The 5,489-nt window shown below is 41.0% G+C and carries 5 protein-coding genes and 1 pseudogene; 3 read left to right on the top strand and 3 right to left on the bottom strand.

Translation table 11 applies throughout. From position 1 onward, the window contains the following. Window positions 1–316: 316 nt before the first annotated feature. The 3 genes from IM319_RS04740 to IM319_RS04730 form a co-directional block, all read right to left on the bottom strand. Complete coding sequence (locus IM319_RS04740; protein ID WP_287685123.1) at window positions 317–1,072, bottom strand: ABC transporter ATP-binding protein; 756 nt, start codon at window positions 1,070–1,072, stop codon at window positions 317–319. Then, window positions 1,073–1,876, bottom strand: coding sequence for an ABC transporter permease (locus tag IM319_RS04735; protein WP_287734820.1), 804 nt, complete (start codon window positions 1,874–1,876; stop codon window positions 1,073–1,075). 370 nt (window positions 1,877–2,246) lie between these two features. Next, complete coding sequence (locus IM319_RS04730) at window positions 2,247–3,122, bottom strand: ABC transporter ATP-binding protein (protein ID WP_286826334.1); 876 nt, start codon at window positions 3,120–3,122, stop codon at window positions 2,247–2,249. A 165-nt stretch (window positions 3,123–3,287) separates the two neighbouring features. On the opposite strand from IM319_RS04730, the gene IM319_RS04725 reads away from it, so the two are divergent. The 3 genes and pseudogenes from IM319_RS04725 to IM319_RS04715 all read left to right on the top strand — a co-directional run. Next, window positions 3,288–3,788 (top strand): L,D-transpeptidase, encoded by a 501-nt coding sequence (locus IM319_RS04725; protein ID WP_286826775.1) that lies wholly within the window; start codon window positions 3,288–3,290, stop codon window positions 3,786–3,788. Window positions 3,789–3,914: 126 nt separating this feature from the next. Continuing rightward, window positions 3,915–4,169, top strand: a complete 255-nt coding sequence (locus tag IM319_RS04720; RefSeq protein ID WP_286826774.1) for a SemiSWEET transporter — start codon at window positions 3,915–3,917, stop codon at window positions 4,167–4,169. A 127-nt stretch (window positions 4,170–4,296) separates the two neighbouring features. After that, window positions 4,297–5,489, top strand: a pseudogene (locus tag IM319_RS04715) (RNA-guided endonuclease InsQ/TnpB family protein); the annotation flags it as partial.

The following is a 5,489-nucleotide window of genomic DNA, read 5'->3' as shown; positions in this document are numbered from 1 at the left end:
TTTTTCCCTGAAAATTAGGTAATTGACCACCTGAAAATGGGTAAAACCCCACACCCCACACCCCACACCCCACACCCCAACCCCCAACCCCCAACCCCCAACCCCCAACCCCCACCGAAAAACTTTTTCAGCAGACCCTAAGTAATACTAAATCCTGTTTAAAAGGTATAGGAGAGTGGGGTGTGGGGAGCAGGGAGTGGGGAGCAGGGAGAAACAATTGATAACTTGAGGGTTAATCACACTATTAAAAACGGATTTGGTATGAAACGTAGATACATTATTACTATCTAACAATTAATTGAGATTACCTACTTAATTAAAAATTAACTTCATTTTGATGTACAGAATCCAAATAAAACTTGATTACATCTTCCGATGTACCCTGACATTGCAACTGACCTTTATTTAGCCAAATTACTTGGTTACAGGACTCTTGAATTAAAGTCAAATCGTGGGAAACTACTAAAATAGTGGCGTTAGAATTCCAGAATTTTTTTAACCGTCGTTTACACTTATTTTTAAAACTTTCATCCCCGACGGAAAGGACTTCATCAAGAATAAGAATATCGGGGTGAACCTCCGTAGCGATCGCAAATCCTAAACGAGCCACCATCCCGGAAGAAAGAGATTTCACCGGCGCTCCCATATATTCTTCTAACTCAGCAAAGTCAAGGATATCTTTGGTTTTTTCCTTCATTTCCTGACGAGAAAATCCCAGCATTACCCCATAGAGAATAATATTATCTTTTACCGGTAAATCTGGATCAAAACCCGCTCCTAATTCAATTAGAGAGGCAATTTGTCCCCTGACTCTTACCTGTCCCTTTGTCGGTTCCAGAATACCACAAATGACTTTTAAGAGAGTAGATTTTCCTGCGCCATTAGCTCCAATGATACCTAATTTCGCTCCGGAATTAATGACTAAATCTATATCATCTAGAACTAATTTTTTGGCAGGTTGACGATATTTACCTTCAAGAATAGAGAAGATTGTCCTTTTTAGATCGTAGGAGAATTCTTCTTGAGTACGTCTTTCGAGAGACACTTGATCGAGTCGAATTACTTCTGTCATTTATAATAAATCCATAAATAAATGTCGCCAGAGTCGGAAGCAAGTCCAACCAATTCCTAAGATGATGATCCCACCGAGTAGAGATTGAAAAATCAAACCAAAATCCGGTAATCCGGGGGAAAGGGACAATTGGCGAATACTTTCGATTACCGGCAATAATGGGTTTAATAGGAGGAATGGTTTTACGGAGGGAGGAATAATTTCCGGGGGATAGAAAATCGGGCTGCTAATCCAAGCGACAAAACAAACAATTTCGTAAAAATAGGGTAAGTCTCTGAAGAAAACGTAGAGGGTACTGACCAAAAAACCCACTCCCGTGCAAACCATAGAAAGACCGATCACGGGAAAAATCAGAGCAATTACATTAATTAAACTTTGAGATTTCCAAAGAGTTACTATAGCCAAAAGGGGAAAGATACTAATAGCAAATTGAAAAATATTTGCCACTACCATCGAAACGGGAAAGATGCTAACCGGCAGACGAATTTTATTGAGAATACTGCCATTACCAACGATACTAGGTAAAGCTTGGTTAGTGGAAGCATTAAAGAAATTTATTACTACTAAACCGGTGAAAGCCGCTAGGACATAGTTAACTATAGAATTATCAAAATAAGAGGCGAAAACCGTGCCGAAAATTGCCGTGTATAGTGCAGTCATAATCAGGGGATTTAACAAGGACCAGTAAACCCCCAGAAAAGAACCCCGATAGCGTCCCTTGAGATTACGTTCCACTAAAACACTAAGCAACTCGTAATATCGCCGCGCTGTTGACCATCTAGTTTTTGTCTGGAGATCGGTCATAGGGATAATTGTCATCTCGTCAGTATTCAGTGCTTTATTCTAAACGATTACCGTCAATTTTGTCTATCGATCGAGAGGGGACTCTAGTTTTTATCCAGTTCCCGACGACTCTCCCTCTCGGTAAAAAGTTCCCTTCCTAGGCCATTTATCTGGCTCAAAAAGCTTAAAACCCGCTAAAAGCCTCTTTTTTTAGGGTTAAACTCGGTTTTTAGGGACAGCCTCAGCTAATTGACCTAGACTCTAGCAGGTTTGACAATAAAATAGACATCAGATAAAAGCCAAGAAATGCCGATTTAAACACAGCTAATCTCAGAAAAACCGGAGTCAAAAACCGATAACTGAACAACTTCCTAACAGCCAAACCAAGAATTTAATCTAATTTATGTCCCGTCAGTTCCACAAAGATATCTTCGAGGTTGGAAGGGCGACACATTACGCCAGTTTTATCGCTCAAACTGTCAAGATAGGCATTGGCATCAGCCACGGTGGGGAAGAATTTATAATCGATTTTATCGCCAACTTGTTTGATAACTAAACCCTCGCCATACTTAGTGCGAAAATCCGTTAGAGTTCCTAATTCGATTAATTTGCCCGCATCCATAATACCAATTCTGCCCGGTTTTCCCGTGGCGTTATCCTGACAGAGAAATTCCACTTCTTCCATGTAGTGAGTGGTTAATAAAATTGTCATTCCTTGCTGGTTTAAATCGCGAATTACTTCCCACAAACGACGACGATTTTGGGGGTCTAAACCGACAGTCGGTTCATCGAGAAAGAGGATTTTTGGTTCGTGAAGAAGAGCGCGAGCAATCTGTAAACGTCGTTTCATCCCTCCGGAAAGAGTTTTGGCAAGGGCAGATTTTCGATCGCTTAAACTGACATAATCTAAATAGCGATCGATTAATTCCTGTCTCTGGGGATTGGGGATATGGTGCATCCGGCCGTGAAATTCCAGATTTTCCCAGACGGTTAATTCCCCATCAACGCTAATCTGTTGCAAGACTACCCCGATATTTCTTTTCACCTGATCGCGGTATTTTTTCACATCATACCCCGCCACTGCGATTTCTCCTTGACTTGCTTCGGTGAGGGTGATAATCATGCGGATTGTCGTCGATTTTCCCGCACCATTGGGACCGAGTAAACCAAAGATTTCCCCTTTTTCGATGGTAAAGGAAAGCTCGTTAACTACTGGGAGATTGTTATAGATTTTAGAAACGCGATCGAGAGCAATAGCGGCGGTCATAGTTACAAAAGTTAATATTCTAGCTATGGATTAGTGTAGCCGAATTAGCCTAACTCGACTCCGATTTGATCGGGAGCATCTCGCAGTGGTCATATCGACTGTGGTTTTATATCGTCACAATCAGATTAGAATACGGATAAAAAATTTTGACTTTGCTGGTATCAGATGCGAGTTTTTGTGGCGATTCTCTGTTTATATCTAGGAATAGGGGAATTTTTCCTCCATCCCCCGATTAGTCTGGGCAATTCCCGTACCGCAACCACGGCAACCCGAACGGAAACCCGTTTGCTGCTGAATTTAAAAAAAAGACGGGTTTTTGTTTACCAAGGACAGAAAATAATCGCTTCTTACCCAGTGGCGATCGGTCGTCCGGGTTGGGAAACCCCAACGGGACAATTTAGGGTGATTCAGATGGTGCGGGAACCGGTCTGGGAACATCCCTTCACCGGGCAACTGGTGCCATCGGGAAAAAACAACCCTTTAGGGGCGCGTTGGATCGGATTTTGGACCGATGGTGCGAATTTTATCGGTTTTCACGGTACACCGCAAGAAAATCTCATCGGCCGGGCCGTCTCCCACGGTTGCGTCAGGATGCGCGATCGAGATATAAAGGCTTTATTTGAAAGGGTACAAATCGGCACTTCAGTGATAGTAATCGCTCAATAGAAACAATGGGACAAAATGTCACATTTACCAACACTTTACCCCCATGATGTCGAGAGAGCCGTCTTCAGGCGTAATTTAGATAGTCAACAGTTTAAAATGAAAGAAACTAAGCTAAGAGGATAAGCGTTGAATATTATTGAACTAATCGGGATCGTGGCGGGAATATTAACCACTGTCTCCTTTTTACCCCAAGTGATTAAAACTTGGCGTTATCGTTCCGCTAAGGACTTGTCCCTAACTATGTTTATTTGTTTTTGTCTGGGGGTTTTTCTTTGGCTAATCTACGGGATTTATGTGAGCAGTAAACCGATTATTATCGCTAATTTTGTTACCTTTATCTTAGCGGGGACAATTCTCTATTTTAAGATTAAATATGATTAAAATAACTGGCAATCTCTTGCGGCTCTATTGGCTCACGTCAACGAAGGCAGCAGGCGGTTGGCAGGGGGCCGTGTCAACTTAAAGAATTTTGTGTTAAGATATTGATACCCAGTCTAGCATTGTCAAAATGTTTGTACTAGAATACAAAGTTAAGCCAAAACCTAATCAGATAGAAGCCATTAATGAGGCAATACGAACAACCCAATTTGTTCGGAATAAAGTTCTGCGTTATTGGATGGATAATCCGGGTGTTGGCAAAACAGAGTTATTTCGGTACAACACAGCATTAAGAAAAGAGTTGAAATTTGTTGATGATTTAAACTCCCATGCTTGTCAGACTGCTGTAGAAAGAACCTTGCGAGCAATTACTCGGTTTTACGATAATTGCCAAAATCAGGTTAAAGGAAAGAAAGGCTACCCTAAGTTTAAAAAACATTCTCGTTCCGTTGAGTATAAAGTATCTGGATGGAAGCTATCAAAAGATAAACGTCATATTACCTTTACAGACAAAAAAGATATTGGCACTCTTAAACTGATTGGTTCTAGAGATATTAATTACTATCAACCAGACCAGATTAAACGGGTAAGAATCCTTAATCGTGCTGATGGTTATTATGTGCAGTTCTGCATTAAATTAGACCCCAGAGACACGGTTAAACCTTTAACGCCTTCCCAGAAAGCAACTGGGATTGATGTCGGATTAAAGTTTTTCTTAGTAGATAGCCAAGGCCATCAAATTGATTGTCCGAACTATTACAGAAAAGCTGAAAAACAATTAAACCGATTAAATAAAAAAAATCAAAGAAATACCGTAAGGGTAAAAAACAATCTCGTAATTATCACAAAGCTAGAAAGCGATATGCTCGGAAACATTTAAGAGTAAGTAGGCAACGAGAAGAGTTTGTCAAGAGTGTGGCACTCCGTTTAGTTAAGTCTAACGACTTAATCGCGTATGAAGATTTAAATGTGAAAAGCATGGTCAAGAATCGTCATTTAGCGAAGTCGATAACCGATGCAGGATGGTCTGTTTTTAGGCAATGGCTAGAGTATTTTGGGGACAAATACTGCAAGTTAACTATAGCTGTCTCACCTCATAATACGTCTCAAAATTGTGCTAATTGTGGACAAAAAGTCCAAAAGTCGCTATCTACTCGAACTCATGTTTGTCCTCATTGTGGATACACAGATTGTCGAGATAGAAACGCCGCTTTAAACATCTTGCAAAAGGGATTAAGTAGCGTGGGGCGCACGCAAACTTTACACGCTTCGGGAGAGGTTCCCTCTTGGTTGGTTGGAGAAATCCTGCTTGCTAACGGAGAC

The sequence above is a fragment of the Microcystis sp. M113S1 genome, from assembly GCF_020246945.1.
Lineage (GTDB): Bacteria > Cyanobacteriota > Cyanobacteriia > Cyanobacteriales > Microcystaceae > Microcystis.
The sequence above is the reverse complement of the archived record's forward strand: the minus strand, read 5'-3'. Positions and strand labels throughout refer to the sequence as shown.